Source organism: Novosphingobium aquimarinum, assembly GCF_009746585.1.
Classification (GTDB): domain Bacteria; phylum Pseudomonadota; class Alphaproteobacteria; order Sphingomonadales; family Sphingomonadaceae; genus Novosphingobium; species Novosphingobium aquimarinum.
This window is the reverse complement of sequence record NZ_WRPO01000001.1, coordinates 287,540-312,505: the sequence shown is the minus strand read 5'-3', so window position 1 is coordinate 312,505 and position 24,966 is coordinate 287,540. Positions and strand designations below refer to the sequence as shown.

At 64.0% G+C, this 24,966-nt stretch carries 30 protein-coding genes; 7 read left to right on the top strand and 23 right to left on the bottom strand.

From position 1 onward, the window contains the following. Positions 1 to 37: 37 nt before the first annotated feature. The 7 genes from GQO94_RS01555 to hisG form a co-directional block, all read right to left on the bottom strand. Entirely contained in the window at positions 38 to 565 is a 528-nt protein-coding gene (locus GQO94_RS01555; protein ID WP_156839383.1) for a GNAT family N-acetyltransferase, read from the bottom strand. 164 nt (positions 566 to 729) lie between these two features. Continuing rightward, the gene (locus GQO94_RS01550; RefSeq protein WP_232332722.1) at positions 730 to 1,818 is read right to left on the bottom strand and encodes a GNAT family N-acetyltransferase; all 1,089 of its coding nucleotides are present in this window, start codon (positions 1,816 to 1,818) and stop codon (positions 730 to 732) included. A 243-nt stretch (positions 1,819 to 2,061) separates the two neighbouring features. Beyond that, a complete protein-coding gene (locus tag GQO94_RS01545; RefSeq protein ID WP_156839381.1) occupies positions 2,062 to 4,218 on the bottom strand; it encodes a sodium-translocating pyrophosphatase in 2,157 nt (718 codons plus the stop codon). Positions 4,219 to 4,323: 105 nt separating this feature from the next. Then, positions 4,324 to 5,217, bottom strand: coding sequence for a thiamine-phosphate kinase (gene thiL, locus GQO94_RS01540; protein ID WP_156839380.1), 894 nt, complete (start codon positions 5,215 to 5,217; stop codon positions 4,324 to 4,326). A gap of 32 nt (positions 5,218 to 5,249) precedes the next feature. After that, positions 5,250 to 5,693, bottom strand: coding sequence for a transcription antitermination factor NusB (nusB, locus tag GQO94_RS01535; RefSeq protein WP_156839379.1), 444 nt, complete (start codon positions 5,691 to 5,693; stop codon positions 5,250 to 5,252). Beyond that, positions 5,690 to 6,982, bottom strand: a complete 1,293-nt coding sequence (hisD, locus tag GQO94_RS01530; protein WP_156839378.1) for a histidinol dehydrogenase — start codon at positions 6,980 to 6,982, stop codon at positions 5,690 to 5,692. Before hisD ends, nusB begins: the two co-directional genes overlap by 4 nt. Then, positions 6,982 to 7,638, bottom strand: a complete 657-nt coding sequence (gene hisG, locus GQO94_RS01525) for an ATP phosphoribosyltransferase (protein ID WP_156839377.1) — start codon at positions 7,636 to 7,638, stop codon at positions 6,982 to 6,984. The genes hisD and hisG overlap by 1 nt, the downstream gene beginning before the upstream one ends. Positions 7,639 to 7,677: 39 nt before the next feature. Between hisG and GQO94_RS01520 the strand changes: the two genes are divergently transcribed. After that, positions 7,678 to 8,751: a DUF2332 domain-containing protein gene (locus tag GQO94_RS01520; protein ID WP_156839376.1), complete on the top strand. Its 1,074-nt coding sequence runs from the start codon at positions 7,678 to 7,680 to the stop codon at positions 8,749 to 8,751. 25 nt (positions 8,752 to 8,776) lie between these two features. Here GQO94_RS01520 and GQO94_RS01515 read toward each other — a convergent pair whose 3' ends face one another. After that, the gene (locus tag GQO94_RS01515) at positions 8,777 to 9,064 is read right to left on the bottom strand and encodes a BolA family protein (protein WP_156839375.1); all 288 of its coding nucleotides are present in this window, start codon (positions 9,062 to 9,064) and stop codon (positions 8,777 to 8,779) included. Here GQO94_RS01515 and GQO94_RS01510 point away from each other — a divergent pair. Next, positions 8,963 to 9,697, top strand: a complete 735-nt coding sequence (locus GQO94_RS01510) for a J domain-containing protein (RefSeq protein ID WP_332310807.1) — start codon at positions 8,963 to 8,965, stop codon at positions 9,695 to 9,697. The genes GQO94_RS01515 and GQO94_RS01510 overlap by 102 nt on opposite strands. A 27-nt stretch (positions 9,698 to 9,724) precedes the next feature. Here the strand turns inward: GQO94_RS01510 and GQO94_RS01505 are convergent, their stop codons facing one another. From GQO94_RS01505 to GQO94_RS01465, 9 genes are all read right to left on the bottom strand, one after another. Next, on the bottom strand, positions 9,725 to 10,174 hold the full coding sequence (locus tag GQO94_RS01505) for an SRPBCC family protein (RefSeq protein ID WP_198045740.1): 450 nt from the start codon (positions 10,172 to 10,174) through the stop codon (positions 9,725 to 9,727). Positions 10,175 to 10,183: 9 nt separating this feature from the next. After that, complete coding sequence (locus tag GQO94_RS01500; protein ID WP_156839372.1) at positions 10,184 to 10,849, bottom strand: glutathione S-transferase family protein; 666 nt, start codon at positions 10,847 to 10,849, stop codon at positions 10,184 to 10,186. Further along, the gene (locus GQO94_RS01495) at positions 10,846 to 11,229 is read right to left on the bottom strand and encodes a VOC family protein (RefSeq protein WP_156839371.1); all 384 of its coding nucleotides are present in this window, start codon (positions 11,227 to 11,229) and stop codon (positions 10,846 to 10,848) included. The genes GQO94_RS01500 and GQO94_RS01495 overlap by 4 nt, the downstream gene beginning before the upstream one ends. Continuing rightward, positions 11,226 to 11,384 carry a hypothetical protein gene (locus tag GQO94_RS01490; RefSeq protein ID WP_156839370.1) on the bottom strand — a complete coding sequence of 53 codons (159 nt, stop codon included), beginning with the start codon at positions 11,382 to 11,384 and terminating at the stop codon, positions 11,226 to 11,228. The genes GQO94_RS01495 and GQO94_RS01490 overlap by 4 nt, the downstream gene beginning before the upstream one ends. Beyond that, the gene (locus tag GQO94_RS01485; RefSeq protein ID WP_156839369.1) at positions 11,381 to 12,010 is read right to left on the bottom strand and encodes a glutathione S-transferase family protein; all 630 of its coding nucleotides are present in this window, start codon (positions 12,008 to 12,010) and stop codon (positions 11,381 to 11,383) included. The genes GQO94_RS01490 and GQO94_RS01485 overlap by 4 nt, the downstream gene beginning before the upstream one ends. Positions 12,011 to 12,076: 66 nt before the next feature. Then, positions 12,077 to 12,883: a VOC family protein gene (locus GQO94_RS01480; RefSeq protein WP_156839368.1), complete on the bottom strand. Its 807-nt coding sequence runs from the start codon at positions 12,881 to 12,883 to the stop codon at positions 12,077 to 12,079. After that, on the bottom strand, positions 12,876 to 13,256 hold the full coding sequence (locus GQO94_RS01475) for a DUF1428 domain-containing protein (protein WP_156839367.1): 381 nt from the start codon (positions 13,254 to 13,256) through the stop codon (positions 12,876 to 12,878). Before GQO94_RS01475 ends, GQO94_RS01480 begins: the two co-directional genes overlap by 8 nt. Positions 13,257 to 13,260: 4 nt before the next feature. Further along, a complete protein-coding gene (locus GQO94_RS01470; RefSeq protein ID WP_156839366.1) occupies positions 13,261 to 13,938 on the bottom strand; it encodes a glutathione S-transferase family protein in 678 nt (225 codons plus the stop codon). A 30-nt stretch (positions 13,939 to 13,968) separates the two neighbouring features. Beyond that, positions 13,969 to 14,397, bottom strand: a complete 429-nt coding sequence (locus tag GQO94_RS01465; protein ID WP_156839365.1) for a VOC family protein — start codon at positions 14,395 to 14,397, stop codon at positions 13,969 to 13,971. A gap of 88 nt (positions 14,398 to 14,485) precedes the next feature. Between GQO94_RS01465 and GQO94_RS01460 the strand changes: the two genes are divergently transcribed. Next, positions 14,486 to 15,193, top strand: coding sequence for a winged helix-turn-helix transcriptional regulator (locus tag GQO94_RS01460; RefSeq protein ID WP_156839364.1), 708 nt, complete (start codon positions 14,486 to 14,488; stop codon positions 15,191 to 15,193). An 84-nt stretch (positions 15,194 to 15,277) separates the two neighbouring features. Continuing rightward, the gene (cobS, locus tag GQO94_RS01455) at positions 15,278 to 16,270 is read left to right on the top strand and encodes a cobaltochelatase subunit CobS (protein ID WP_156839363.1); all 993 of its coding nucleotides are present in this window, start codon (positions 15,278 to 15,280) and stop codon (positions 16,268 to 16,270) included. A gap of 22 nt (positions 16,271 to 16,292) precedes the next feature. On the opposite strand, the gene GQO94_RS01450 is transcribed toward cobS, so the two are convergent. The 3 genes from GQO94_RS01450 to fmt all read right to left on the bottom strand — a co-directional run bounded on the left by GQO94_RS01450 (position 16,293) and on the right by fmt (position 20,531). Beyond that, complete coding sequence (locus tag GQO94_RS01450) at positions 16,293 to 18,338, bottom strand: putative bifunctional diguanylate cyclase/phosphodiesterase (protein ID WP_198045739.1); 2,046 nt, start codon at positions 18,336 to 18,338, stop codon at positions 16,293 to 16,295. A 454-nt stretch (positions 18,339 to 18,792) separates the two neighbouring features. Next, positions 18,793 to 19,530, bottom strand: coding sequence for a tRNA pseudouridine(38-40) synthase TruA (gene truA, locus GQO94_RS01445; protein ID WP_156839361.1), 738 nt, complete (start codon positions 19,528 to 19,530; stop codon positions 18,793 to 18,795). A gap of 92 nt (positions 19,531 to 19,622) precedes the next feature. After that, the gene (gene fmt / locus GQO94_RS01440) at positions 19,623 to 20,531 is read right to left on the bottom strand and encodes a methionyl-tRNA formyltransferase (RefSeq protein ID WP_156839360.1); all 909 of its coding nucleotides are present in this window, start codon (positions 20,529 to 20,531) and stop codon (positions 19,623 to 19,625) included. A 54-nt stretch (positions 20,532 to 20,585) separates the two neighbouring features. On the opposite strand from fmt, the gene recR reads away from it, so the two are divergent. The 3 genes from recR (at position 20,586) to rmuC (ending at position 23,425) form a co-directional block, all read left to right on the top strand. Further along, on the top strand, positions 20,586 to 21,182 hold the full coding sequence (gene recR / locus GQO94_RS01435) for a recombination mediator RecR (RefSeq protein WP_156839359.1): 597 nt from the start codon (positions 20,586 to 20,588) through the stop codon (positions 21,180 to 21,182). A 57-nt stretch (positions 21,183 to 21,239) separates the two neighbouring features. Further along, complete coding sequence (def, locus tag GQO94_RS01430) at positions 21,240 to 21,806, top strand: peptide deformylase (protein ID WP_156839358.1); 567 nt, start codon at positions 21,240 to 21,242, stop codon at positions 21,804 to 21,806. 74 nt (positions 21,807 to 21,880) lie between these two features. Beyond that, the gene (rmuC, locus tag GQO94_RS01425; RefSeq protein WP_156839357.1) at positions 21,881 to 23,425 is read left to right on the top strand and encodes a DNA recombination protein RmuC; all 1,545 of its coding nucleotides are present in this window, start codon (positions 21,881 to 21,883) and stop codon (positions 23,423 to 23,425) included. A 2-nt stretch (positions 23,426 to 23,427) separates the two neighbouring features. On the opposite strand, the gene GQO94_RS01420 is transcribed toward rmuC, so the two are convergent. From GQO94_RS01420 to GQO94_RS01410, 3 genes are all read right to left on the bottom strand, one after another. Continuing rightward, positions 23,428 to 23,790: an META domain-containing protein gene (locus GQO94_RS01420; protein WP_156839491.1), complete on the bottom strand. Its 363-nt coding sequence runs from the start codon at positions 23,788 to 23,790 to the stop codon at positions 23,428 to 23,430. Between the two features lie 88 nt (positions 23,791 to 23,878). Further along, positions 23,879 to 24,688, bottom strand: coding sequence for a TrmH family RNA methyltransferase (locus GQO94_RS01415; protein WP_156839356.1), 810 nt, complete (start codon positions 24,686 to 24,688; stop codon positions 23,879 to 23,881). A 4-nt stretch (positions 24,689 to 24,692) separates the two neighbouring features. Further along, positions 24,693 to 24,965, bottom strand: coding sequence for an HPr family phosphocarrier protein (locus GQO94_RS01410; RefSeq protein ID WP_156839355.1), 273 nt, complete (start codon positions 24,963 to 24,965; stop codon positions 24,693 to 24,695). Position 24,966: the final 1 nt, after the last annotated feature.

The window sequence follows — 24,966 nt, the reverse complement described above, 5'->3', positions numbered from 1 at the left end:
TCCTGCCGCTAGCCGGCGCCTGTTCGAGAATTCGACGTCAGGCGGGGCAATCGCATGTCTTGGTCAGCAGCACCAACGAGGGATCGCCTTCGATGGGCTCTGCCGTAAAACCGGTTTCCTTTTCCAGTGTGATGGCAGCGTGGTTCGCCCGATCCTCAATCGAGATGACTCGCTTCACGCCGCGGCGGCAGGCTTCCCGAGCCAGCTTGTCCAGCAGCGACCAGCCGATGCCCCGGCCGCGGAAATCGGACCGGACCGCGACCGCGACTTCGGCGGTGTCGAAAGCGTCGTCGCAAGCCAGTTGGCCGGTCGCCACGAGCTGGCCTCCGGTGGTCTCGAAAGCGAGATAGCTTTCGCAGCGGTCATGATCGACTTGGATGAGCGGTTCGACGCGATGATGTTCGATGCGGGTATCGCCCGATAGGAATCGGAAGCGGCGGTCTGCCTCGCTGACCTTTTTGAAGAGGGCTACGAGCTCTTTTTCGTCGAACTGGGTCGCCGGGCGGATCTGGAGCGTAACGCCGGAAATCGTTTCGAGTTTTTCGGGTGCGGAAATTGTCGTCATGGCTGACTCCTCTATCTCGCGAGCAGATTGACGATGTTTCCGGTTTGGTCGTTGATCGAGCGCAAGGAGGTGCGAAAAAGGCTGCGATCGGCTCGCCGCAGAGACTGTGGCGCATCGTTCCGAATTGGCAGCGAAGGGTGCGCGCGCGCTATCCGGAAGCCCGTTCAGTCCCGCTTCTTGTGCGAACGAGCTTGTTCGACTTGCGCAAGGATCTGGAATGCGCCGCGCCGAACCGGACCGCCGATCGCGATCGACAGGCGCCCGATGGCCCGCCGCTCGCGCCAGAAATGGTCGATCATCGGATGGTCCTGCGACGCGCAGCTGTCGGTCCAGGCGATGTCCGGGCGTTCCAGCATCGCGAGGTTCTCACGCTGCAAAAGCACTCCGGGAGAGAATCGAGCGTAGGTCTCGTCGAAGGCGGTCTTGTAGGAGAAGGCACCGGGCGGGCTGAGGAAATTGGCCAGCATGGCGATGGCGCGACCGTCGAGGCGCACGGCCAGACGTTCGAGCCGGCCTCGGCTTGCCGCACCGGACAGGGCCTCGCGGAACAGTCGCTCGGTCTCGCCGTGGCTGGCGAGAGCGGAGCCGGATTCGCCTTTCCAGCCAGCGCGTTCTAGCTCGAGGAAGGCATCGAGCCATTCCTGCAAGCCTTGCTCGCCCTGTTCGCGCACGACTTGCAGATCGCCCTCTTCGGCGAGACGTCTCGTCTGGCGGCGCAGCTCCTTGCGCTTCTTGGTGCTGAGCGAAGTTTCGAAATAGGCATCGGGCTGCAGATCGGATTCCAGCAGCGCCCGTACTTCGTGATGGACCAGTGCGACCCGGCGTGCCTCGCGGGCGGCCACGCTTTCGAGTGCGGCGTGAAGCGTCCCATCCAGCGGCATGGCACGCAGATGGAGAAACAGGGCTGCGCCTGCCTCGCGATCGGCCCAACCCAGCAATTCCTGCCAGAACCCGGTTTCGCTTCCCCGCGCCACCAGGGGCGTGCCGCAAAAGGCGTTGTCGTGCAGCCAAGCGGAGATGTTGCTGAGGCGGCGCCCGTAATATCGGTTCGACCGGATGATCGGCATCAGACCCGCGAGCTGCCCGTCTTCTTCGTAGCGCAGGATGGTCACGTCGCAATCGCGCGAAAGATGCCGAAGCGAGGGCAGGAGATACCAGCTTTCGAAGAAGGGATTGGGCTCGCTGGCTCGACCCGCAAGCGCGTCCCACGCTGCCACTTCCGTTTCCAGATCCTGCCATGGCTGACATTCGATGTGGCGCCGCGTCGCGGCGGCGACCGGGACGAAGCCCGTGCCGGCGTCAATATCGATCTGTTCTGCGATGACCGCCACGGATTAACCTTCGAGACCCCCCGCCCCCGGGGACTTCAGCACGTGCCTATCAGGGCGGGCTCAAAGATCTCTTAACGAGTGCGGTCGCGCACCGCGGGCGAGCGTATGGAAAGAAGGCCCCGATCGGCATGCGATCGGAGCCCTTCCTTGCGCCCGAAGTGAGGTTCAGCCGGCTGCGAGTGCGGCCAGCAGCAGCAAGGCGACGATGTTGGTGATCTTGATCATCGGGTTGACTGCGGGCCCCGCAGTATCCTTGTACGGATCGCCCACGGTGTCGCCGGTGACGGCGGCTTTGTGCGCTTCGGAGCCCTTGCCGCCGTGATTGCCGTCCTCGATGTACTTCTTGGCGTTGTCCCAGGCACCGCCGCCGGCGGTCATCGACAGCGCCACGAATAGCCCGCCGACGATTACGCCGAGGAGCAGTGCACCAAGCGCCGCGAAACCGTTTTCCTGCCCCGCGACGAGCGTGATCACGAAGTAGACCACGATCGGCGCCAGGACCGGCAACAGCGAGGGGATGATCATCTCCTTGATCGCCGCCTTGGTGACGAGATCGACCGTCTTGGCATAGTTCGGCTTCGAAGTGCCGGCCATGATGCCGGGATCGGCCGCGAACTGATCGCGCACATCCTTGACGACGTCGCCCGCCGCGCGGCCGACCGCCGTCATGCCCATGGACCCGAAGAGATAGGGGAGCAGGGCGCCGAGCAGCAGGCCGACGATCACGTAGGGATTTTCGAGGCTGAAGTTGACCGCGAGATCGGGAAAGAACTCGCGCAAGTCGGTGGTGTAGGCGCCGAACAGGACCAGCGCGGCCAGCCCGGCCGATCCGATCGCATATCCCTTGGTCACCGCCTTGGTGGTGTTGCCCACCGCGTCGAGCAAGTCGGTCTTTTCGCGAACGCTGTCATCGAGACCCGCCATTTCGGCGATGCCGCCGGCGTTGTCGGTGACGGGGCCGTAAGCGTCGAGCGCCACCACCATTCCCGCCAGCGCCAGCATTGCGGTGGCGGCGTAGGCGATCCCCATCAGACCGGCGAGCTGGTAGGCGATGATGATGCCCGCGATGATCACGATCGTCGGCAGCGCGGTCGATTCCAGACTGATGGCGAGGCCCTGGATCACGTTGGTGCCGTGGCCCGTTTCGGAAGCCTTGGCGATCGAGCGAACCGGGCGATAAGAGGTGCCGGTGTAATACTCGGTGATCCAGATGATCAGTCCAGTGATGACGAGGCCGAGCAGAGCGCACCAGAACAGATCCATCCCGGTGAAGACGCCCAACGCGTCCGTTTCCATCCCACTCATCCCGAGATCGCTCGACGACATCATCGCCGCCGAGCCGGCAATGTCGGCATTCAGATCGCCCACGGCCAAGGCGATCGCGAACCAGATCGCCGGAATGGAAAGGACCGCCGAGACGAGGAAGCCCTTGTACATCGCGCCCATCACATTGGTGCCGCCGCCAAGGCGGACGAAGTACGTACCGATGATCGACGTGACGATGCACACCCCGCCGATGAGCAGCGGCAGAGCCATGAGGTTGGGAAGCAGATCGCCCGCGCCCTTGAGGAGCAAGGCGGTGAGCACCATGGTCGCGCCGACGGTGACGACGTAAGTCTCGAACAAGTCGGCAGCCATGCCGGCACAGTCCCCGACATTGTCGCCCACGTTATCGGCGATCACGGCGGGGTTGCGCGGATCGTCCTCGGGAATGCCGGCTTCGACTTTGCCGACCAGGTCGGCGCCGACGTCTGCCGCCTTGGTGAAGATGCCGCCGCCGAGGCGCGCGAAGATGGAGATGAGGGACGCGCCGAAGGCCAGCGCCACCAGTCCGTCGACGACGGTCCGGTCTTCGCCGCCCACCGTATAGCCGGCAGGCCCGGTCAGGTACCAGTAGAACACCGCGATCGCGAGTAGCGCGAGACCGGCGACCAGCATGCCGGTGATGGCACCCGCCCGGAACGCGAGCGTCAGGCCCTGCTGCAGGCCTTTCTCGGCGGCAGCGGCGGTCCGCACATTGGAGCGAACCGAAATGTTCATGCCGATGAACCCGGCAACGCCCGACAGGATTGCGCCGATCACGAAACCGGTCGCCGAGACGCCTCCAAGCGTCAGCACGATGATGACGGCCACGACCACGCCGACGACGGCGATCGTCGTATACTGGCGCCTCAGGTACGCTTGCGCGCCTTCCTGAATGGCCGCTGCGATTTCCTGCATCCTGGCATTGCCGGCTGATGAGCTCAGCACCTGGCGGCTCGTGACGAAGCCATACAAGATGGCAACCAGCCCCAAAACTATTGCGATCGTGATCAGATCCACGGTTCGCCCCCTCCTGCTATTATTGCATTTTTTGCAGTGGTAATCCCGCTACATGCAACTGGCTATCGGCTGGGCGGAATACTGGCAAGTGCAATTACAGCCGGACTAATGTTCAGGCTCGTTGCTAGTACCGTGCTCGAAACCAAGCGCCGTGCTTCCGGCATCCTCGCCATCGCAAAGTAACGGAACCGCCAGAAGATCCATCACGGTTCCGATCCTGGTCGCGGGCACGGGAGGGCTGGAGCCGGCAGGAAGCGTGAACAGCAATTCGTAGTCGTCGCCCCAGCGCAGTGCGTCCTGACGGCGGTTTTCGGGAGTCGCGATCGGCACTTGAGCCGTGGCGATGTCGATCGTCACGCTGCTGGCGAGCGCCATCCGGCGCGCATCGAGCAGTAGACCGTCCGAAACGTCCATCATCGCGGTGACGAGCGGCGCGAGACGCTGTCCTTCGCGAAGTCGCGCGCCGGGTCTGCGGTACGCGAGAGTATCCGCATCGGACCCGGCGAACAGTGCCTCGAAAGCCAGCATCGCTGCGCCGAGCGAACCGGTCAGCCAGAGATTGTCACCCGGCCGCGCTCCGGCACGGGACGGGACGGGGCGATACGTCGCTCGGCCCAGCGCGGTCAGGCCAAGAGTTTGGGGGCCCGCCGAACCGACCGTGTCGCCCCCCAGCAGCGGTGCTCCGAAATGATCGAGCGCTTCACCCAGACCCTTCAGGAACGCCGCGTCGTCCGCCGCCAACTGGTAGCCGAGCAGCACGCCGACCGGCTCTGCGCCTTTTGCGGCCAGATCGGAGATGTTCGTCGCCACCAGCTTCCAGGCGACGTCTGCCGGGTCCTGGCCGGCACGGAAGTGGATACCCTCCACCATCGCGTCGTGGGTGAGGATCAGCGCCTCGCCGCCGAATTCGAGGACGGCTGCATCGTCTGTAAGGCTGCGCGCCCCGGGGGCGTGGACGAGCTTGCGCAAGCCCGCAATGAAGCGTTCTTCGGACGACATGGCTCTGCCATGCCGTGCGGGCCTCATGGTGTCTAGCGGACCGCCTTGGCGATCGCGTCGAGCACGCCGTTGACGAACTTCGCTTCGCGCTCCGCGAAAAAGGCGTGCGCGACGTCGACGTACTCGCTGATCGCGGCGCCGGTCGGCACATCCGAGCGAGCCAGCAGCTCATAGGTGCCGGCGCGCAGGATCTGGATCATCGTACGATCGAGCCGCGCCAGCGACCAGCCTTGCGCCAGCTTTTCCGCGATGCGCCCGTCGATCTCCTCGATCCGCGCGATCACGCCTTTGACGACATCGTCGAAGAACGCGACTTCGGCTTTGGCATACTGATCGTCGTCGATCTCGGCGCCGAGGCGATGGCGGTGAAATTCGTCGAGCAGGGAAGCAACCGGGGTTTGCTCCATTTCGTGCTGGTAAAGCGCTTGTACGGCGGCGAGGCGCGCCGCGGCCCGAGCTTTGCTGCGTGCCTTCATGAGTTCAACCTTAGTTCGATACTGCGCGCGTGGGCGGGAAGGCCCTCAGCGTGAGCGAGCGCTACTGCTGCGGGACCGATAGCGTTGAGGGCGCTGCCGTCGAGTTCGATGAAGCTGGTGCGCTTCATGAAATCGAGCACGGAAAGACCCGAGGAAAAGCGCGCCCGGCGCCCGGTCGGAAGCACGTGGTTCGGCCCGGCGACATAATCGCCGACCGCTTCCGGCGTATGCCGACCGAGGAAGACGCTGCCGGCGTGGCGGATCTGGGCAAACAATGCCTCGGGATCATCGGTTGCGATCTCGACGTGCTCGGCGGCCAGCGCGTTGGCGAGCGCGGGCGCTTCGGCCAGCGACGCGACCTCGATGATCACGCCATGTACCGACCAGCTCTGCTCGGCGACGCGCTGCGTGGCCAGCATGGCGGTCTCGACGCCGATCCGGTCTGCGACGCTATCGGCAAACACCGGATCGTCGGTGATGAGGATCGATTGCGAGGACGGGTCGTGCTCGGCCTGACTCAGCAGATCGGCCGCGATCCATTCGGGCGAGTTGCGACCATCGGCGATCACCAGGATCTCGCTGGGGCCGGCGACCATGTCGATCCCCACCACGCCATAGAGTTGCCGCTTCGCTTCGGCGACCCAGGCATTGCCGGGGCCGGTCACCACGTCGACGGGCGAAATCCGCTGCGTCCCGTACGCCAGCGCGGCTACGGCCTGCGCGCCGCCGATCCGCCAGATTTCGTCGACGCCCGCCAGATAGGCCGCCGCGAGGACGAGCGGGTTGCTCTGGCCCTTGGGCGTCGGCGTGACCACCACCAGCCGCTCCACGCCCGCGACTTTGGCGGGCAGGGCGTTCATCAGCAGCGAGGAAGGATAAGCCGCCCGGCCGCCGGGCACATAGAGGCCCGCGGCATCCACCGGGCGCCATTTCGCGCCGAGCCGCACGCCGGCGGAATCGACCTCGTCACGGTCGGCGGGCTTCTGCGCTTCGTGAAACGCACGAATGCGCGACGCGGCGAGTTCGAGCGCGTTGCGCAAGTCAGGATCGAGCGCATCGTAGGCAGCGCGGCAGGCTGCCTGGTCGATCCGCCACGCGGCATCGTCCCCCAAATCGTGCCCATCGAACCGCTTGGTGAGGTCCGCCAGCGCCGCGTCACCGCGAGCGCGCACGTCGGCGACGATCCGCGCGACATCGTTGGCGATATCGGGATCGGCTTCGCGGCGCCCCTTGACGATCTTCGAGAAGGCCTTCGCGAAGCCCGGATCGCTTGTCGAAAGGCGCAACATCAGGCGGCCATCCCAGTCTCGGACACCAGCGAGCGGAAGCGCTCGACCAGCGCCGAAACGCGTTCGTCGGTTTTCAGGGCGGCGCGATTGACAATCAGGCGAGCGGAAATGTCGAGAATGCGGCTCGTTTCGACCAGACCGTTTTCCTTGAGCGTCCGCCCGGTCGAGACCAGATCGACGATCCGGCTCGAAAGCCCGAGCGTGGGGGCCAGCTCCATCGCGCCGTTCAGCTTGACCACTTCGGCCTGAATGCCGAGCCCTTCGAAGTGCTTGCGCGTCAGATTGGGGTACTTGCTCGCGATCCTGAGGTGGCTGGGCAGCGGCCCACCGACTTCGCCCGCAGGCTCGGCCACCGACAAGCGGCAATGCCCGACATCGAGATCGACCGGGGCATAAAGGTCCGAATAGGCGAATTCCTCGATGACGTCCGAGCCGACGATGCCGACTTGCGCGGCGCCATGCGCGACGAAGGTCGCGACATCGAAAGCGCGCACGCGAATGATGCGCATGCCCGGATCCTTGCAGGCAAAGGCGAGGGCGCGCGACTTCTTGTCGTGGAACTCGTCGTCCGGCATGAGACCGGCACGCTCCATCAGCGGCAGGACCTCGTCGAGGATTCGCCCCTTGGGCACGGCAAAGGTCAGCGGTTCTGGCATGATCGCGGCCAATTAGGGTGTGGCGCGCGAAAGGGCAACATGGTCACGAAGGACAAGGCGGCAGATCGGGCTTTCCATGGCGACGTCCGCGAGGCGTTCGCGAACCAGATCGCCTATTGCCGCGCCAATGGCGCTGCGGTGACGGCGCGCGTGGTCGGGGCCGTCTTGCAGCTCCTCGACGAGCCAGATGCCAGTCCCTTCGTGGCGCGGATCGCGCAGTGGCCTGGGCAGGCGCTCGCGGACGGTTTGCCACTGCGCGCGGCGGCGGCGGTGCATGCGAGGCACCTTTCGGGCACCATTCCCGAGCTCGACGCGATCTATGCCGACGACGACGCAGACGACGTCGCGATCGTGCGGGACGTCTGTCATGCCTATTCGGAGGCGATGATGCCTTGGCTCGACGGCCCGCCGCAGACCAACGAGGCTGGGCGGTCGGCCAACTTCATCGCGGCGATGCTGTGGCTCGCTGAGCAGGGATTGCCGCGACGGTTTGCCTGCCTTGAGATCGGATCGAGCGCCGGGATCAACCTGATGATCGAGCGCTACCGCTACGACCTCGGCGGCGTGATCGTGGGGCCGGAGCGACCGGCCCTGACGCTGGCCCCCGAATGGCGGGGCGTGCCGCCGCCGCCGGGGCCGATCGAGCTCATGACGCCGAAAGGGTGCGATATCGCTCCTGTCGACCTTACCGATCCCGACGACGCCTTGCGGCTGCGCTCCTACATCTGGCCCGAACATCGCGTGCGGTTCGAGCGATTGGCGGCGGCGATCGCGGCGGCTTCGGAGCAAAAGCCGCGACTCGAGCAAAGCACCGCCGCCGATTTCGTCGAGCGCGAGCTGGCGGTGCCGCAGGAGCCGGGCACGACCCGCGTGCTGATGCACTCGATCGTGTGGCAGTATCTGCCCGACGACGAACAAGAACGGATCACGCGTGCCATGGAGGCGGCGGGCCGGGCGGCGTCGCCCGAGCGAGCGCTGGCTTGGATCGCGGTCGAGGCGGACCGGACCTTGCTCAGTCACCGGCTCGTGGTGCGGCACTGGCCGGGGGATGGCGGCGAGACCAAACTGGCCATCGCCCATGCCCACGGCGCTTGGATCGATTGGCGCGCCTGATCCCGAAAGGCGCAGGCGGTGCGGATCAGGCGGCGGGGCGCGGATCGTCCGGAGACAGGGCCTTGATCGCGACGGCGTGGACGCGCTGTCCGGGGATGTCACCCAGCGCCGCGATCACCTGGCGCTGGCGCTGCAGGCGCGAAACGCCGGAGAACGCGTCGCTTTCGACCAGGATGGAAAAGTGCGATTCGCCAGTGCCATCGTCACCGGCGTGGCCCTGGTGGTTGGCACTGTCATTGACGATTTCGAGCCGGCTCGGCGCGAAGGCGTCTTCGAGGATTTGCCGCATTTCCTGCGCGATAGGTGTGGTCATGGGTTCCAATTTGCGCATGCGTGCCCCATCTTCAAGCGCGTGAGACGAGACAGGTTCCACGGACGCTTCGAATCCCGCGGTATGCAATGCGAATGGCCCGGCTGCACCGAGCAGGGGGAATTCCGTGCGCCCGGACCCCGCCGGCCCAATTTCGATGGGCCGGGCGAATGGCGCTGGTTTTGCCTCGAGCACGTTCGCGAGTTCAATTCCGGTTACGATTATTTCGAAGGCATGACCTCGGAGCAGATCTTCGAGGAGCAATCGCCGTTGAATGGCTGGGACCAGCATACCCGAGCCTTCCGCGGCGATGCCGGCGTCGATGGCATTCCCAGGTGGGCTGACTTCGCCGATCCGCTCGAAGCCATCGGCGCCCGGGCGCGCCAGCATTTGCGAGAGCGCCGCGAGGCGATGCGCGGAGCGGGACCCGGGCGTTTCACCGCCGCCGAACGCCGCGCGCTGTCCACCATGGGCCTGGGCCAGGATGCCGACCGCAAGGCCCTGCGGACGCGCTACACGCGCCTCGTGCGCGACTATCACCCCGACCACAACGGCGGCGACCGGAGCCACGAGGAACGCTTGCGCCAGGTCGTCGAAGCCTACCAGCTGCTGCGCAAGGCGGTGGCATTCGTCTGAGCCGCCGGGGGTGAAACCGGATCGAGGCTAAGCCTTGTCGTTCTCGCACAGCGCGGCGAGCTGTTCGGCGCAGGCATTCCAGCCATCGAGAAAACCCATTTCCTCGTGCTGGCGACAGGCTTCCTCACTCCAGTGGCGCGCGGTCGCGGTGTAGCGCGTGCCGGTGCCTTCCGGCGCGATCTCCCAAATGCCGATCATGAAGGGGCCGGAGGGCTCGAAATCATCGACAATCGCGTCAGTCGTCACGAAGCGGCGGCCTTCCTCGTAAGCCAGATACATGCCGTTCTGCGGCATGACTTCACCGTCGGGACCGTACATCGTCATCTTGCAAACGCCGCCCGGCCGGCGATCCTGCTCGTCCACTTCGGCGCGCCAGGGTGTCGGGCACCACCACTCGTTCTGCCGATTGGCGAGGACGTCCCAGACCACCTCGGGAGATGCATCGATAAATCGGGAAATGGAAAGCGAATGGCTCATGGATATCACCTAATCTCGATCGGGGGCGCCGGGGGGAAAGCCGGCACGATAGGGACGGGCATCTTCGATACAGCGAGCCACCGCCGGCAGTGCCAGCAAGTGCGCTCGCCAAGCGCGCAAGCGAGGGAAGGTTTCCACGATGGGGTGAACCCAATCAGCGTAGAACAAGGCCGGCGCGGCGGCGCACTCGACCAGCGTCACGGCTTCCGCCGCCGGGTAGTACTGCAGCCATCCTTCCAGCCACGCATAGGCGGCTGAAAGCCGCTCGCGCGCATCCGCCACGCGCTGTTGATCCGGGGAGTCGCGATCGCGCAGGTAAGCGTTCACGATCTCCTGCATATTGGCCATCACATAGTTGTCGAAGACGCGGTCGATCATCCTGACCCCGATCGCGACCTCCGGCTGCAGCGGTATCAGCGTGTCCGGTTCGGCATGATGGAGCGCGAGGTAGTCGACGATCGCGGTCGCCTCGAAGATCACGGTCTCGCCGTCGCGCAATACCGGGAACTTGCCCGCCGGGCCCGCTCTGGCGACGAACGCGCCGTGCTCGGGATGCTCAGCGTCGATGATCTTGAATTCGAAGGGTATCTCGGCGGAATAGAGCGCAATCAGCGCCTTCCAAGTGTAAGAGGAGAAAGGGTGCCCATAGAGCTCCAGCGAGGTTGGCGCACTCATGCGGCCCCACCGTATGGCACCGTTAGCGCTTCGAGCACGTGACCATCCGGGTCGGTGAAATAGACGCCGCGGCCACCGTGGTTGTGATTGATCTCATCAGGTCGCGTGCGGCCGGGATCGGACCAGTGGGGAATGCCTTCCTCGCGAATGCGAGCGTAAATGCCGTCGAACTCGGGCTCGCTGACGAGCATGGCATAGTGCTGCGTTGCGATCGGCTTGGAGGTGTCCGCGAAGTCGAGAGACACGCCGTTGTCGAGCGTGACGACCTGAAAGCGAGAGACTTTGACCGGCGCGGGCAGAGCGAAGATGCGGGCGAAGAATTCGGAGGCGCGGTGGCGATCACTCGACCAGACGATCGTGTGGTTCAGGCCGACCGTCAAAGCACTGCTCCTTTCAGCGCTGCCGGGATAGTGGCCTGCATCGTCGCGGGGTCGATAGTGCGCATTGCCATCATCGTCTCGGAACCGTGCTCCACCGCGGCGTCAAGGGCCGTGCCGTCGCACCGAAGGCGGCTCAGAACCTTGGGACGGATCATTTCTTCATGTCCTCGATCAGCTTGCTGTCGATCGCTTTGGCGGCCTTGTAGGCGGGGCGTTCCTGACAGCGTTCGGCATAAGCGACAAAAGCTTCGCGCGGCGGCATGATGCCAAAATTGAGCCCCCAGTCGACCGTGCTTCCCACATAGACATCGGCCATAGTGAAACGATCGCCGCAAACCCAACGTCGACCGTCGAGAAGCCCCTCAATCGCATCCATCGTGCGTTTGAAGCTGCCGAAACTCACCATGCCCTCCTGCTCGGGGGAGGACGGTTCGAATTTCAGGGCCTTGGCCGTGATCGCCTGGTCGACCGGGCCCGCGGCAAAGAACGACCAGCGAAGATAATCCGCCATTTCGTCGTCGCTCGGGCCCATCTTGGCCTCGGGATGCATCTCCGCGAGGTAGAGGCAGATCGCCGCCGCTTCGCTCACGACCCGATCGCCGCTTTCGGCATGGTGGATGATCGTGGGCACCTTGCCCATGGCATTGGCGGCCAGGAGGCTGGCCGGCTTGGCCTGCCAGTCGATGAGGACCTGTTCGTAGTCCGCGGTGACTTCATGCAGTGCCCAGCGAGCGATCTGGCCGCGCGACATCGGATGGGTGAAGAACGTGTACTCGGCCATTGCGGCACCTCTCGACTCATGAAACGGAACAGACGTGGAACATTCTGGTCCGTTCCAGCCGCCCGGTCAATCGCCGTGTGGCCCGACCACGCCGAATCGCGCACCCTGAGGATCGGTGCCGAAGACGATCCAGTCACCACCCGGGACTTCCATCGGGCCGGACAAGACCATGCCGCCATTGCTCTCGATCGCCTGCTTTGCGGCCGTTACCGAAGGCACCCCGAAATAGAAGTCCCACAGCACGGCGTTGTCCCAGTTCTTGCGCATGATGGCGCCGAGCGTCTTGTCTTCGTGCGAGATGAACCAATAGTCGCCCATCTCGCCCATCGGCATCTTGTCCGGGTACGCGAAGCCGAAATGCTTGGCATAGAAGGCCATCGACGCCTCCTGGTCCGTGCTGGCGAGTTCGTTCCAGCGCACGCGCTGCACCGCGTCTTCGTCGAACACGTCGCTTCGCGCATCGGCGGGTGCGCCTGGTGGAGGGACCGGGGTCATGATGTAGATCGGCACGCCTTGCGGATCGTGGAGCATGGCGATCCGGCCGACCGGTAGATCGGTCGCGGGCATCAGGAGTTTGCCGCCTTCCGCTTCGATCGCCGCGATTTCCGCGTCGACATCCGCCGCATGCAAATACGGCATCCAGCACGGGCTCGCGCCGCCCGAGATCATCTCGTCGGTGAGCTTGAGGACGCCGCCGGCCATACCGCCGTCGTCACGCAAGATCATGCGGTAGTCCATGCCGCCGGTCGCCGACTGCGGGTCGGGATGCGGCGGGATCTTCCAGCCGATCACGGCGCCGTAGAATGCGGCCGCGGCATCGGGATCGGGCGTCATCAGCTCGTACCAGATGAAGCTTCCCACTCGATCAGACATCGGCCTTCTCCAGCACGAGAACCGGCTCGAAACCGCCGTAAATCATGCGCGCACCATCGAAAGGCATCGGATTCTTCTCCGGATCCATCCGCGGATCGCAGAACGATGGATCCATGATCTTGGCCATGGCCTCATCACGAGCGGCCTTGTCGGGCCACTCGATCCACGAGAATACGATCGTCTCGTCGTCCTTGGCCTGGACCGCTCCGTAGAAGTCGGTCTGCGTGCCTCGGGGAACGTCCACGCCCCAGCTTTCGATGACCCTGAGCGCGCCGTGTTCGACGAACACCGCATCGCCGAGCCGGGCGTGTTCGAGGAAACGGTCCCTGTTCGCGGTCGGCACGGGGATAACGAACCCGTCGTAGTAAGTCATGGCGTCACACTCCTTCGGGCTGCTTCGGGGCATGCTGCTGGAAAACCCGCAGCTGGTCGGCCAGCGCGGTCTGAAAGGCGGGTCGGGCGATGCCGCGTTCGAGATAGGCGGACAGGGCAGGGCGCGCCGTCAAGAGATCGGTCTTGCCGATCTCGCGCAGGACCGTAATCATGGCGATATCGGCGATGCTGAACGGGCCCGCCAGCCAGTCGCGTTCGCCCAGCGCGTCGTCGAGGCGATCGAGCCGGCCGCCAAGCGCCTCGACGAGCGAAGGCCGGCGCAGCTTTGCCCACTCCTCCTGGCGCGAGAAAATATCGACATTCGAAAGCTCGAATACCATCGGCTCGACCGAATTGAGCGCCGCAAAGAGCCAGCTCATCACCGTCGCGCGCGCGCTGCGATCCGAGGGCAGCAGCGCGGTGCCTTCGGCCAGGTGCATCAGGATCGCACCGCTTTCGAACATTTCGGCGTCGCCGTCGCGCAAGTAGGGAACCTGACCCCATGGCTGATCGGAATAGTACCATTCGGGCCGATCCATCGCGCTGATCAGCCGTTCGCGATAGGCGAGGCCAAGCTCTTCGCATGCCCAGCGGGGGCGCAAGTCGCGTACGAAGCCCTGTGCGAAGGGCGGTACCCATTCAAAGGCGGTAATTTCGATGGGCGCATCGGGATCGATCGGCATGGATGATTTTTCCGCAAATTCGAGGATGGATCAGGCGGAAGCGGCAGGTTCAGTCGCCGGCGCGGCGGCGGCTGGGTCCATCCACATCAGTTCCCAGATGTGCCCGTCGGGATCGGCGACCGTGCGGCTTATCATGAAGCCGTGGTTCTCACCGGGCTGGATGTCTGTGGTTCCACCTGCCGGGGTCGCTTTCTCGGCGATCGTGTCGACCTCGTCGCGGCTCTCCAGCGAGAGGCAGTTCATGACTTCGCTCGAGCCGGAATCGGGGATGGGGCGCTGGGTGAACGTCCGCCATTTGGCATGGGTAAGGAGCATGACGTAGATCGCTTCGGACCATACCATGCAGGCCGCGGTCTCGTCGGAGAACTGTGGGTTCCTGGTAAATCCCATCGCCTCGTAGAAGCCGATGGCGCGATCGAGATCGATAACGGGAAGGTTGACGAAGATCTGTCGCTCCATGGCGCTTCTCCTTTTTCGGACCGACAAAGGGGCAATCCCGGCGAATCGGCTTGCCGCAAGCTGACCAAGTGAGTTACAAAAAGCAACTATGAAGTTACCTAAAGAAACTGAGGGTCCAGAATTTCACGGTAAGTGGTACGACGATGCTTGCGGCGCTGCCTTTGCGATGGAACTCATTGGCGAGCGTTGGTCGATTCCCATCGTGCGCGAGTTGATGCTGGGCGGAAGACGTTTCAGTGACATCCGCGCCAGTCTGCCCGGTCTGAGCGCCAAAGTGCTGACCGAAAGGCTCGAGCGGTTCGAGGCGAGCGGGATCCTGCACCGTACCCGCTCGCCCCCCCCGGCATCGGCCCAGCTTTACGAACTGACCGAGTGGGGACGCGAACTTGAGAAGGTGACGCAGGCACTCGGTCGCTGGGCTGTACGCTCGACCCTGCACAATCCACGGCTTCCGCTGACGCCTGTCGCATTCATGCTCTCGCTGCGCACTATGATCGATCGTGATGCGGCGGAGGATCTGGACGTGACTGTGCGCTTCGAAATCGGCGACGACGGCTTCTTCACCCAGCTTGCGCAAGGCGAGCTGGACGTTCGCCGCACCGTGGACGGTGAGCATAACTTGGCAGACCTGGTTTTGCGGGCCGGCGCTGCCGGCGATTTCCTGGCATGCTTCTATGGCAAGCAGCCGATCGATAGCGGCTTGATCCCTTTCACCTACGAAGGCGATAAAAAGCTGCTGGAGCGGTTCATCGCCTGTTTCCGCCTTCCTTCGAAGATTTCCGGCAGTCGGGGTTGATTGCAGCTCCGCAGCGCGCATTGCCCGAAATTCGCCCGCCAACGTTATTGCAGCGCAGCGTTCGGACGGTTAGGCGGGTTCGCGATGACAGAGACGAAAAACATGCAGGCTATCGACCGCGATCGCACCATCCTGGCGGCTCCCGATATCGAACTCGACGTGCGCGAGACCTTCGGGATCGACATCGACATGAAGGTTCCGGCCTTCTCCGAGGCGGACGAGCGGGTTCCTGATCTCGATCCCAGCTACGTGTTCGAACCCGACACGACGCTTGCGATTCTCGCGGGCTTCGCGTTCAACCGGCGCGTCATGGTGCAAGGCTATCACGGCACCGGCAAATCGACTCATATCGAGCAAGTCGCCGCGCGGCTGAATTGGCCATGCATCCGCATCAACCTTGATGCGCACATCAGTCGCATCGATCTGATCGGGCGCGACGCGATCGTGCTGCGCGACGGGCTCCAGGTCACCGAGTTTCGCGAGGGCCTACTGCCCTGGGCATTGCAGCACCCGGTCGCGCTGGTGTTCGACGAATACGATGCCGGCCGCCCCGACGTGATGTTCGTGATCCAGCGTGTGCTGGAAACCGAGGGCAAGCTCACGCTGCTCGACCAGAACCGCGTGATCCGGCCCGATCCCGGCTTCCGCCTGTTCGCCACGGCGAATACGGTCGGCCTTGGCGATACCTCCGGGCTCTATCATGGCACGCAGGCGATCAACCAGGGCCAGATGGACCGCTGGAACATGGTCGTCGGGCTCAACTATCTCGCGCAATCGGTCGAGCAAGAAATCGTCGCGGCCAAAGTCCCCGATGTTTCGCCCAAGCTGATTGCGGACATGGTGAAGGTGGCGGATCTTTCCCGCCAGGGCTTCATCAATGGCGACATCTCGACGGTGATGAGCCCGCGCACGGTAATTACCTGGGCGCAGAACACGCGGATATTCAACGACGCAGGCTTCGCGTTCCGCCTCTCGTTTCTCAACAAGTGCGACGAGACGGAGCGGATGCTGGTAGCGGAATACTACCAGCGGGTTTTCGGCTCGGAGCTTCCCGAAAGCGTTGTCGGCAAAGTCTGATCAAAGGACCAGAATTTGCCGATCAGCATTTGCGACACGCGGTCTTGCAGCAGTCGGAATGAGCGGGAAGGCCCGCGCAGCCGTTTTGCTTGAGCCATTCCACCGGCGCTAGCGAGGGCTCGGCCTTGGCCGTGGCCGGTTTGCGCACGCTGGGCGGGATACTGCTGGCCGGAACCGGCTTGCCAAACATGAAGCCTTGCACTTGTTCGCAGCCCATTGCCTCAAGCGCCGCGAACTGGCCTTCGTGCTCGACGCCTTCGGCGATCGTCTTCATCGAGAAATTGCGTCCCAGCCGCAAAAGCATCTCGACGATCGAACGGCTGTCGCCGTCGTAGGTGAGGTCCTTTACGAAGGACCGGTCGATCTTCAGCTTGTCGAACGGGAAGCTGCGCAGATAGTTCAGCGAACTGTAGCCCGTGCCGAAATCATCCAACGCGATTTTTACGCCGAAGGTACGGAGACGGTGCATCATGCGGACGTGGGCGTCGCACTCCTGCATCAGCAGGTTCTCGGTGATCTCCAGCTCCAGGCGCTCCGGCGCAACCCCGCTCGATGCGAGCGCGTTGATGACCTGGGCGAGCAGCGCTTCGCCGCGCATCTGCGCGGGGGAAACATTCACCGCGATGGTGATGTCGTCGCGCCAGGTCGCCGCTTCCTTCAAGGCCTCGCGCAGCACCCATTCGCCGATCGGATTGATGATATCGATCTGTTCGGCGATCGGGATGAATTCCGCAGGGGGCACCGAGCCGCGCACCGGATGATTCCAGCGTAGCAAAGCTTCGTAGCCAGTAATCCCCCGCGTTTTGATATCGATGAGCGGCTGGTAATGAAGCAGGAACTCGCCTCGATCGAGCGCATTGCGCAGATCCGCTTCCAGAGCCCGGCGCTCGGCCCGTTCCTCCAGCAACGCTGGCTGGTATTCGACGCTGCGCCCGCGACCCAGTGCTTTCGCTTCGTATAGCGCCAGGTCGGCCGCGCGCAGCAGGGCTTCGCCGTCCGCTCCGTCACGAGGACCGATCGCGACACCGATGCTGGCACCGCTGGCGACGGACCGGTCATCGACCCGGAAAGGACGCGCCATCGCATCGGATAGCGCATCAGCTCGTGCGACGATCTCGCCGCAATCCCCGGTCGTGGACGAGAGGATCAGCGCGAACTCGTCACCGCCGAACCTGGCGGCAGTATCGCCAGGCTTGACCATCGCGGCGATGCGTTCAGCCGACTGACACAGGATTTCGTCACCCGCAGCATGACCGAGCGTATCATTGATGACCTTGAAGGAATCCAGATCGATGAAGAGCACGCCGAAAATCGTCTGATCCTCCGCGGCAGCCGCAAGAGCCTTTTCCAGCCGCGACCTGAAAACGGCGCGGTTGGCGAGGCCCGTCAGCCCATCTGTCAGGGCCAGTGTGCGCACCCGATTTTCCGCCGCGTGCTTCTCGGTCACGTCCTGCACGAAAGCCCGATAGCCGGCGTATTCGCCCTTGCTGTCGTAGATCGGGCAGCCTGAAATGGACCACCAGCGTTGCTCCCCGTGCACTCTTGCGGGCAGCAGATGGTTGCTGATCTGCTTGTGCTCATCCGCCGCATTCAAGGCCTCGCGCAGCTCTGGTCCTGGATCGATCAGGGTCTTGAGGTCCATCCCCTCGACCGCTTCGCGGGGGCGCCCGAGCGCCTCGCACATGCGCTGGGACGGGCGTACGAGCCGGCCGTGGCGATCGATTTCGACCAACCAGTCGCTGCCATGCTGGTCATAATGACCGAGCAGTACTTCGATCGTCTCGTTCGCCGCCTTCAGTTTTCTGGTGCGCAAACGACGGGTGGCGAACATGTGGTAGAAATTGAAGGTGGCGAAGTGAATGCTCAGCAGCAGCGTAGACATCGCCGTTATTGTCGTCGCGACGCCCGTCGTGTCGGTAAGGATGAGGGCGCCCCCCATGGCCAGCGTGCTGAAGGCACACGTCATCAATCCGACGGTGGGAAGCGAAACCATGAACAGCAGATCGATCAGGAGCGCTGCAGTGCCGAAATAGATCACGATGCTATGATCGCCGTCCGATGCGAACATGACTGCAGAACCGATCGCGAGGGCCCAAATAGCGCCCCGAAACACAAGATATCCGCGAATGAGATTGAGGCGATCGAAGGTTCGTGGGGCAATCCGCATGGCAGAGTTCATGAGGACGAAACCAATTACCATCGTAACGATCAGCAGCGCCACCATGATGTTCAAGTTGCTGCCAGGTCCTCTGGCGAACAATACAATGTACATCACGGATCGGAAGACATCGGATAGCATCCACGGACACTTTTCCGTTTGCCGCATTTGGCATCTGGCGAACCATTCGCGATCACTCTCCGGCACGTCGTGCCGGGTCGGTCCGAGCAGCATCACTCGACCGAACAGCCATGAAATTTTATTCGACAATATCATTTTCGGTTGCGACCCCTAGTCCGTCTTTCGCGAACATATGATAGTACGGCTAAAAATATTGCAGAATTAAGGGCTTAAGATAATCTACTTAATATATCGCCCTCACGAAGTAGAGTCCATCGGGCGGTGCGTTGAGCCCGAGCGCCTGCCGATCGCGTGCCTCCAAAGCCTCGCCGACCCGCGAAACCTCCCACCGCCCATTGCCTACCAGAACGAGGCATCCGACCATGGAACGGACCTGATGATGGAGGAAGCTTCGCGCTTCAGCCTCGATCACGACCTCGTCCTCGTCGCGAAATACCGCCAGCCGATCGAGCGTTTTTAGCGGGCTGCGTGCCTGGCAATGCGCCGAGCGGAAGGTGGTGAAATCGTGCAGCCCGACCAGCGCCTGCGCGGCGGTATGCATCGCCGCTTCGTTGAGCGGCTGAACTACGTGCCACGCCTTACCGCGGTCGAGCGTCAGCGGCGCCCTGCGATTGACAATCCGATAGCGGTAGGCCCGGCCGACGCAAGAGAACCGCGCGTGCCAATCGTCGGGCACTGGCTCGCAAGCGATAACCGCGATGGGATCGGGTCGCAGCACCGCGTTGAGCGCTTCCTGCAGGCGGAAGGGCGTGATCGCTTTTGCGATGTCCACATGCGCGCGCATCCCGATCGCATGCACTCCGGAATCGGTCCGGCCTGCGGCATGCATCGTCGCGGCCTCTCCGGTTACGGTTTGCACGGCCGTTTCGATCGCCGCCTGAACGGAAGGGCCGTGCGCCTGCCGCTGCAGACCCATGAAGGGGCGGCCATCGAATTCCAGAGTGAGCGCAAAGCGGGTCATGGCCCATGCCGATACAAACAGCCCGCCGCCGCTGCAAATTTTCGGGCCGAAACGCGACGCCTCGCGCAGAGATCTGGCAGAGACCTGAATGCCTACCCGAGCCGTGTCCCAGCCGCGATCGGCCGGCCGCGTAGCAGCTCGGCAGGCGCCATCTCTGGTCGACCAGCGCGTTGCACGCTCAGCGGGCGGATGGCCTGAGTGCCGCACGCGATGGTCAGCACCTCGTCCAGCACCGTACCGGCGGCCCCTTCGCCCTCGACGATCTCGGCAGCGCGGATCTTGTAGCGTTCGTCTTCCAGCTCGAACCATGCGCCCGGCGTGGGCGCGAAGGCGCGGACTTGTCGTTCGACCTCCTCGGCGGCGCGGGTGAAATCGAGGCGCGCTTCGGACTTCTCGATCTTCTTGGCGTACGTCACGCCTTCGTCCGGTTGCGGGACGGGACGATGCAGCGGCAGATCGCGCAAGGTGCCGACAAGGAGTTGTGCGCCGCGCTCGGCCAGTTCGGTGGTGAGCTCGCCCGCGGTCTTATGCTCGATCGGCGTGCGCAAGGTGGCCAGCATCGGACCGGTGTCGAGACCTGCTTCCATCTGCATGATCGTCACGCCGGTTGTCGGATCGCCGGCCAGGATCGCGCGGTGGATCGGCGCCGCACCGCGCCAGCGCGGCAGGATCGAGGCGTGAATGTTGACGCAGCCGAGCCGGGTTGCGTCGAGGATCTCCTGCGGCAGCAACAGCCCGTATGCGGCGACCACCGCGATATCCGCCTCTAATGCCGCGAAAGCCTGCTGCTCCTCGGCCCCCTTGAGCGAGACGGGATGCCGCACCGGAAGTTCGCGCATCTCTGCGACGCGCTGAACCGCGCTCGGCGTCAATTCGCGACCGCGTCGTCCGGCGGGGCGGGGCGGTTGGGTGTAGACCGCGCAGACCTCGTGACCCGCTTCGACCAGAGCGACGAGCGCCGGAACGGCGAATTCGGGAGTACCCATGAAGATGGTGCGCATGACGTCTCGTTTTGTTCTTGCCGCTTGAGGGCCGCTAGCCCTATCTGCCTCACCATGGCATCGCAAGAGATCGAGGCTTTGGCCGCAGCGCTTAGCCGCCTGCCCGGGCTTGGCCCCCGTTCGGCCCGGCGTGCCGTGCTATGGCTGATCAAGCGCCGCGAAACGGCGCTGGTGGGGCTCGTCGATGCGCTCGCAGCCGTGCGGGACCGGCTCGTCGAATGCCATATCTGCGGCAATGTCGACACTGGCGATCCTTGCGGAATTTGCGTGGATCCGCGGCGCGATCCGAGCCAGCTCTGCGTGGTCGAGGACGTGTCGGACTTGTGGGCGCTCGATCGCGCGCACCTTTTTCCCGGGCGCTATCACGTGCTTGGCGGCCGGCTTTCCGCCCTGGACGGGATCAGGCCGGAGGATCTGGCGATCGACCGGCTGCTGGAGCGAGTCGAGGCAGGCGGGATCGACGAAGTGGTGCTGGCGATGAACGCCACGCTCGAGGGGCAGACCACGGCGCATTACATTGCCGAGCGGCTCGAGGCGTTTCCGGTGCGGATCACGCAACTGGCGCACGGATTGCCGGTGGGCGGCGAGCTCGACTACCTGGACGAGGGCACACTGGCCCAGGCGCTGCGCGCCCGCAGACCGATGGGCTGAGATATCGCGCGGGTTCGCGATATTGCGAACGGGGGCGGTCGCGACTATCTGGCATTCATGGCTATCCGTGAAATCCTCGAGGCGCCCGATCCGCGCCTCAAGCAGATATCGACCCGCGTCGAACAGTTCGACGACGAACTCAAGACGCTCGTCGCCGACATGTTCGAGACGATGTACGATGCCCCGGGGATCGGCCTTGCCGCGATCCAGGTGGGCGTGCCGCTGCGCGTGCTCGTGATCGATCTTCAGCCCGACGATCCCGATGCGGAACCCGAAGTCTGTCACCATGACGGCCATGAGCATACGCATCAGCCGACCAAGCGGGAGCCACGGGTTTTCGTAAATCCGGAGATCCTCGATCCGTCCGAAGAGCGCACCTTGTACAACGAAGGCTGTCTCTCGGTCCCCGAGATCTATGCCGAGGTCGAGCGTCCGTCGCGCATTCGCGCGCGCTGGCAGGACCTCGACGGCAAGGTCCACGAGGAAGAGATGGACGATCTGATGGCGATCTGCCTCCAGCACGAGATGGATCACCTCGAAGGCATCCTGTTCATCGATCACTTGTCGCGCCTCAAGCGACAGATGGCGCTGAAGAAGCTGGAAAAGCTGCGCAAGGCGGCGTGATCGCTGCTTCCCCGCTGGGGAAAGAGCGACCGGCGGGGCTGGAGTTCTCTCTTCGTTCCAATTAGCGTCGGGGGATGGACCCGATTCTGCTTGTCATCGTGGCGCTCGTCGCCGGCGTCGTATTGGGCGCCGTGCTGGGTTTCGTCTTCGGTTCGAGACCGGTGAAGGAATGGCGGGATCGGCATGCCGCGCGCGATGCGGAAGCGCGCGATCTCGACGAGAAATTTCGCCGCGCCATTGCCGATCTGGCGGGGGCTTCGACTCGCGCCGAGCATGCGGACAAGCTGGCCCGCGATCTCGAAGACGCACGCGTCGCGCATGGGGACGCGCTCGACCGACTGCGCAGCGAGCATGCGCATCTGCTGGAGCGCGTACGGGCCGAACATGCTCAGGTGCTCGACGATACGCGTCGCAAAGCGGCGGCCCACCACGAGGCGACGCGCGCGAAGCTGGCCGAGGTTTCTTCGGCGCATGCGACGCTGCTCGAAAAGACCGCCAATTTCGACGAACAGAAACGGTTGCTGCTCGGCGCGCGCGAGGAGATGCTGAAGGAGTTCCAGCTCGCCGGCTCGAAGGTTCTGGGCAAGGCGCAGGAGGAATTTCTGCGCAATGCGAGCGAGCGCTTCGGGCATGCCGAGAAGACCAACAAGGAAGCCATCGCGGCGATGCTGCTCCCGGTCGGCGATCGTCTGCGCAAGTACGAGGAGCAGGTCGCAGCGCTCGAAGAACGGCGCACGGACGCGTTCAGCCGGCTCTATCAGCAGATCACCGAAATGCAGCGCGGACAGGAAGAGGTTCGTCGCGAGGCACAGCGGCTCGGCAATTCGCTGACGAACGCGCCCAAGGCGCGCGGCCGCTGGGGCGAACGCGCCTTGCAGAACGTGCTCGAGCAGTGTGGCTTGTCCGAACACACCGACTTCATTCTCGAACACTCGCTCGATACCGACGAAGGCCGGCTGCGGCCCGACGCGATCGTCAACATTCCGGGCCAGAAGAAGCTGGTGATCGATGCGAAGGTTTCGCTCAACGCGTATCAGCAGGCGTTCGAGGCGGAGGACGATCGCGAACGGATCCGGCACCTCGATCTGCACGCCAAGGCCATGCGCAACCACGTGCAGACGCTCGGTGCCAAAAGCTATCAAAGCCAGTTCGAGGAAGCGCCCGACTACGTCGTCATGTTCGTGCCGGGCGAGCATTTCGTCGCCGCCGCTCTCGAACATGATCCGGAGCTGTGGGATTTTGCGTTCCGCAACAAGGTCTTGCTGGCGACACCGACCAATCTGGTCGCGATCGCGCGTACGGTCGCGCAAGTCTGGCGGCAGGATACGATCGCGCGCGAGGCTATCGAGATCGGGCGTGCCGGAACCGAGCTTTACGATCGTCTTGCGGTCGCTGCCGAGCATTTGAAGCGCGTCGGTGGCGGGCTGGAATCAGCCGTGAACAACTACAACAAGTTCGTTGGCAGCTTCGAACGCAACGTGCTGTCGGCAGGGCGCAGGTTGCAGGACAAGGGCATCGAGATCGGCAAGCGCGAGATCGAAGATGTGCCGGTGATCGAAGCGCTGCCGCGATACGGCGAACAATCTCTCTCGGAAGAGGTCGGCGAAGCCGCCGAATAAGCTCAGCCGCCGACGTTCTCGCGCTGCAACTTCGCGGTATGGCCGTTCGAGCGCAGAACCATGGTGTCGCCTTCCAGTTCGAAGCGCGGGGCGGCGACCAGAAGGGCACCGACGGCCTTCTCCTGAGCCCAGACCGGGCCTTCACAGAACTTCTCGGTCTGATCGAGCGGACCGGCAATGATCCGGTCGTCCTCGGTCCGCCATGGCCCACCCAAAGCATTGCAGCCGACGTTGGCATCGAGCGCCTGTTCGTCGAATACGATCGCGGCCTGCGATGCCGCCGGTTGTTCGCCGTCGATGGACACGAATCGCCACGTTGAATGTGCCAGATGCGACGGTTCGCCGGGCACCGAGCAGCCGCTCATGAGCAGCATTGAGGCAAGGGCGGTTTGGCGTTTGTGCATGGCAACATAATCTATGTTGCAAAGGCTTAGTAGGCGATGAACGGCAGGGTCAGGATGTCGGCATTTTTGCCAGCGCGGCATAGGCCAGCACGGCCCCCGCGATCGCGGCGTTGAGACTATCCGCGCGCCCCAGCATCGGAATGCGCACACGCAGATCGCATGCGGCTTCGTACGCCTCGGGCAGACCTTGCGATTCGTTGCCGACCATCAGGAAGCAGGGCGCTTCATAGTCTGCGGTGCGATAGTCGGTGGGATCGCGAAGCGAGGCCGCGACAAGTTGTCCCGGCCCTTGGCGCAACCATGGCAGGAATTCCTCCCATCGCGCGGTGGCGATCCGCTGCGTGAAGATCGCGCCCATGCTGGCGCGCACGGCTTCGACCGAGAAGGGATCGGCGCAGTCGTCGATCAGAATGAGCCCGCCGGCGCCGACGGCATCGCCGGTTCGCAGCATCGTTCCGAGATTGCCGGGATCGCGCAACGCCTGCGCGACGAGCCAGATCGGCGCGGCTTCGCGCGCAATGGCGTCGAGCTCGGTCGCAGGCTCGAGGAAGACCCCGGCCACCGATTGCGGATTGTCCTTACCCGTGACCTTCGCGAGGATGTCGGGTTCCATTTCCACCACTTCGCCCCCCGCCGCGAGCACGGCGTCTTCGAGCGCATCTAGCAGGGGATGGGGCTCTCGGCCCGTCGCCATCGCGAGCAATTCCGGGAATTGACCGTTTTCGCGCGCGTCGGTCAGAAGGCGCAGGCCTTCGGCCAGGAAGCGGCGCTCGCGGCGGCGGTGCTTCTTCTCGCGCAGCGCGCGCATGAACTTTACTGTGGGGTTGGAAAACCCTGTGATCCTGCGGCGTTCGACCAAGCGATCATTCCTCGCCGAAACCGTCGCGCACCAACGCCGCCAGGGTCGCGAGAGCGGCCTCCGCGTCCTCGCCGGTTACGTCGATTTCGATGTTGTCGCCGATCGCGGCCCCCAGCATCATCAGGCCGAGGATCGATCCGCCCTCTGCGCTGGTCCCGTCCTTCGACACCTTGACCTGTAGCCCTGCGGGAAGTTCGGCGACGTGATTGACGAATTTGGCGCTGGCTCTCGCGTGCAGGCCGCGCTTGTTGACGATCTTGACCGTCTCGCAAGCCATT

What these genes read in the sequence shown, in the direction of transcription:
- GQO94_RS01555 (WP_156839383.1), bottom strand. Translation starts at nt 565, where the DNA reads ATGACGACAATTTCCGCACCCGAAAAACTCGAAACGATTTCCGGCGTT.
- thiL (WP_156839380.1), bottom strand. Translation starts at nt 5,217, where the DNA reads ATGTCGTCCGAAGAACGCTTCATTGCGGGCTTGCGCAAGCTCGTCCAC.
- nusB (WP_156839379.1), bottom strand. Translation starts at nt 5,693, where the DNA reads ATGAAGGCACGCAGCAAAGCTCGGGCCGCGGCGCGCCTCGCCGCCGTA.
- hisD (WP_156839378.1), bottom strand. Translation starts at nt 6,982, where the DNA reads ATGTTGCGCCTTTCGACAAGCGATCCGGGCTTCGCGAAGGCCTTCTCG.
- hisG (WP_156839377.1), bottom strand. Translation starts at nt 7,638, where the DNA reads ATGCCAGAACCGCTGACCTTTGCCGTGCCCAAGGGGCGAATCCTCGAC.
- GQO94_RS01520 (WP_156839376.1), top strand. Translation starts at nt 7,678, where the DNA reads ATGGTCACGAAGGACAAGGCGGCAGATCGGGCTTTCCATGGCGACGTC.
- GQO94_RS01515 (WP_156839375.1), bottom strand. Translation starts at nt 9,064, where the DNA reads ATGACCACACCTATCGCGCAGGAAATGCGGCAAATCCTCGAAGACGCC.
- GQO94_RS01505 (WP_198045740.1), bottom strand. Translation starts at nt 10,174, where the DNA reads ATGAGCCATTCGCTTTCCATTTCCCGATTTATCGATGCATCTCCCGAG.
- GQO94_RS01500 (WP_156839372.1), bottom strand. Translation starts at nt 10,849, where the DNA reads ATGAGTGCGCCAACCTCGCTGGAGCTCTATGGGCACCCTTTCTCCTCT.
- GQO94_RS01490 (WP_156839370.1), bottom strand. Translation starts at nt 11,384, where the DNA reads ATGATCCGTCCCAAGGTTCTGAGCCGCCTTCGGTGCGACGGCACGGCC.
- GQO94_RS01485 (WP_156839369.1), bottom strand. Translation starts at nt 12,010, where the DNA reads ATGGCCGAGTACACGTTCTTCACCCATCCGATGTCGCGCGGCCAGATC.
- GQO94_RS01480 (WP_156839368.1), bottom strand. Translation starts at nt 12,883, where the DNA reads ATGTCTGATCGAGTGGGAAGCTTCATCTGGTACGAGCTGATGACGCCC.
- GQO94_RS01475 (WP_156839367.1), bottom strand. Translation starts at nt 13,256, where the DNA reads ATGACTTACTACGACGGGTTCGTTATCCCCGTGCCGACCGCGAACAGG.
- GQO94_RS01470 (WP_156839366.1), bottom strand. Translation starts at nt 13,938, where the DNA reads ATGCCGATCGATCCCGATGCGCCCATCGAAATTACCGCCTTTGAATGG.
- GQO94_RS01465 (WP_156839365.1), bottom strand. Translation starts at nt 14,397, where the DNA reads ATGGAGCGACAGATCTTCGTCAACCTTCCCGTTATCGATCTCGATCGC.
- GQO94_RS01460 (WP_156839364.1), top strand. Translation starts at nt 14,486, where the DNA reads ATGAAGTTACCTAAAGAAACTGAGGGTCCAGAATTTCACGGTAAGTGG.
- cobS (WP_156839363.1), top strand. Translation starts at nt 15,278, where the DNA reads ATGACAGAGACGAAAAACATGCAGGCTATCGACCGCGATCGCACCATC.
- GQO94_RS01450 (WP_198045739.1), bottom strand. Translation starts at nt 18,338, where the DNA reads ATGTTCGCATCGGACGGCGATCATAGCATCGTGATCTATTTCGGCACT.
- truA (WP_156839361.1), bottom strand. Translation starts at nt 19,530, where the DNA reads ATGACCCGCTTTGCGCTCACTCTGGAATTCGATGGCCGCCCCTTCATG.
- fmt (WP_156839360.1), bottom strand. Translation starts at nt 20,531, where the DNA reads ATGCGCACCATCTTCATGGGTACTCCCGAATTCGCCGTTCCGGCGCTC.
- recR (WP_156839359.1), top strand. Translation starts at nt 20,586, where the DNA reads ATGGCATCGCAAGAGATCGAGGCTTTGGCCGCAGCGCTTAGCCGCCTG.
- def (WP_156839358.1), top strand. Translation starts at nt 21,240, where the DNA reads ATGGCTATCCGTGAAATCCTCGAGGCGCCCGATCCGCGCCTCAAGCAG.
- rmuC (WP_156839357.1), top strand. Translation starts at nt 21,881, where the DNA reads ATGGACCCGATTCTGCTTGTCATCGTGGCGCTCGTCGCCGGCGTCGTA.
- GQO94_RS01420 (WP_156839491.1), bottom strand. Translation starts at nt 23,790, where the DNA reads ATGAGCGGCTGCTCGGTGCCCGGCGAACCGTCGCATCTGGCACATTCA.
- GQO94_RS01410 (WP_156839355.1), bottom strand. Translation starts at nt 24,965, where the DNA reads ATGGCTTGCGAGACGGTCAAGATCGTCAACAAGCGCGGCCTGCACGCG.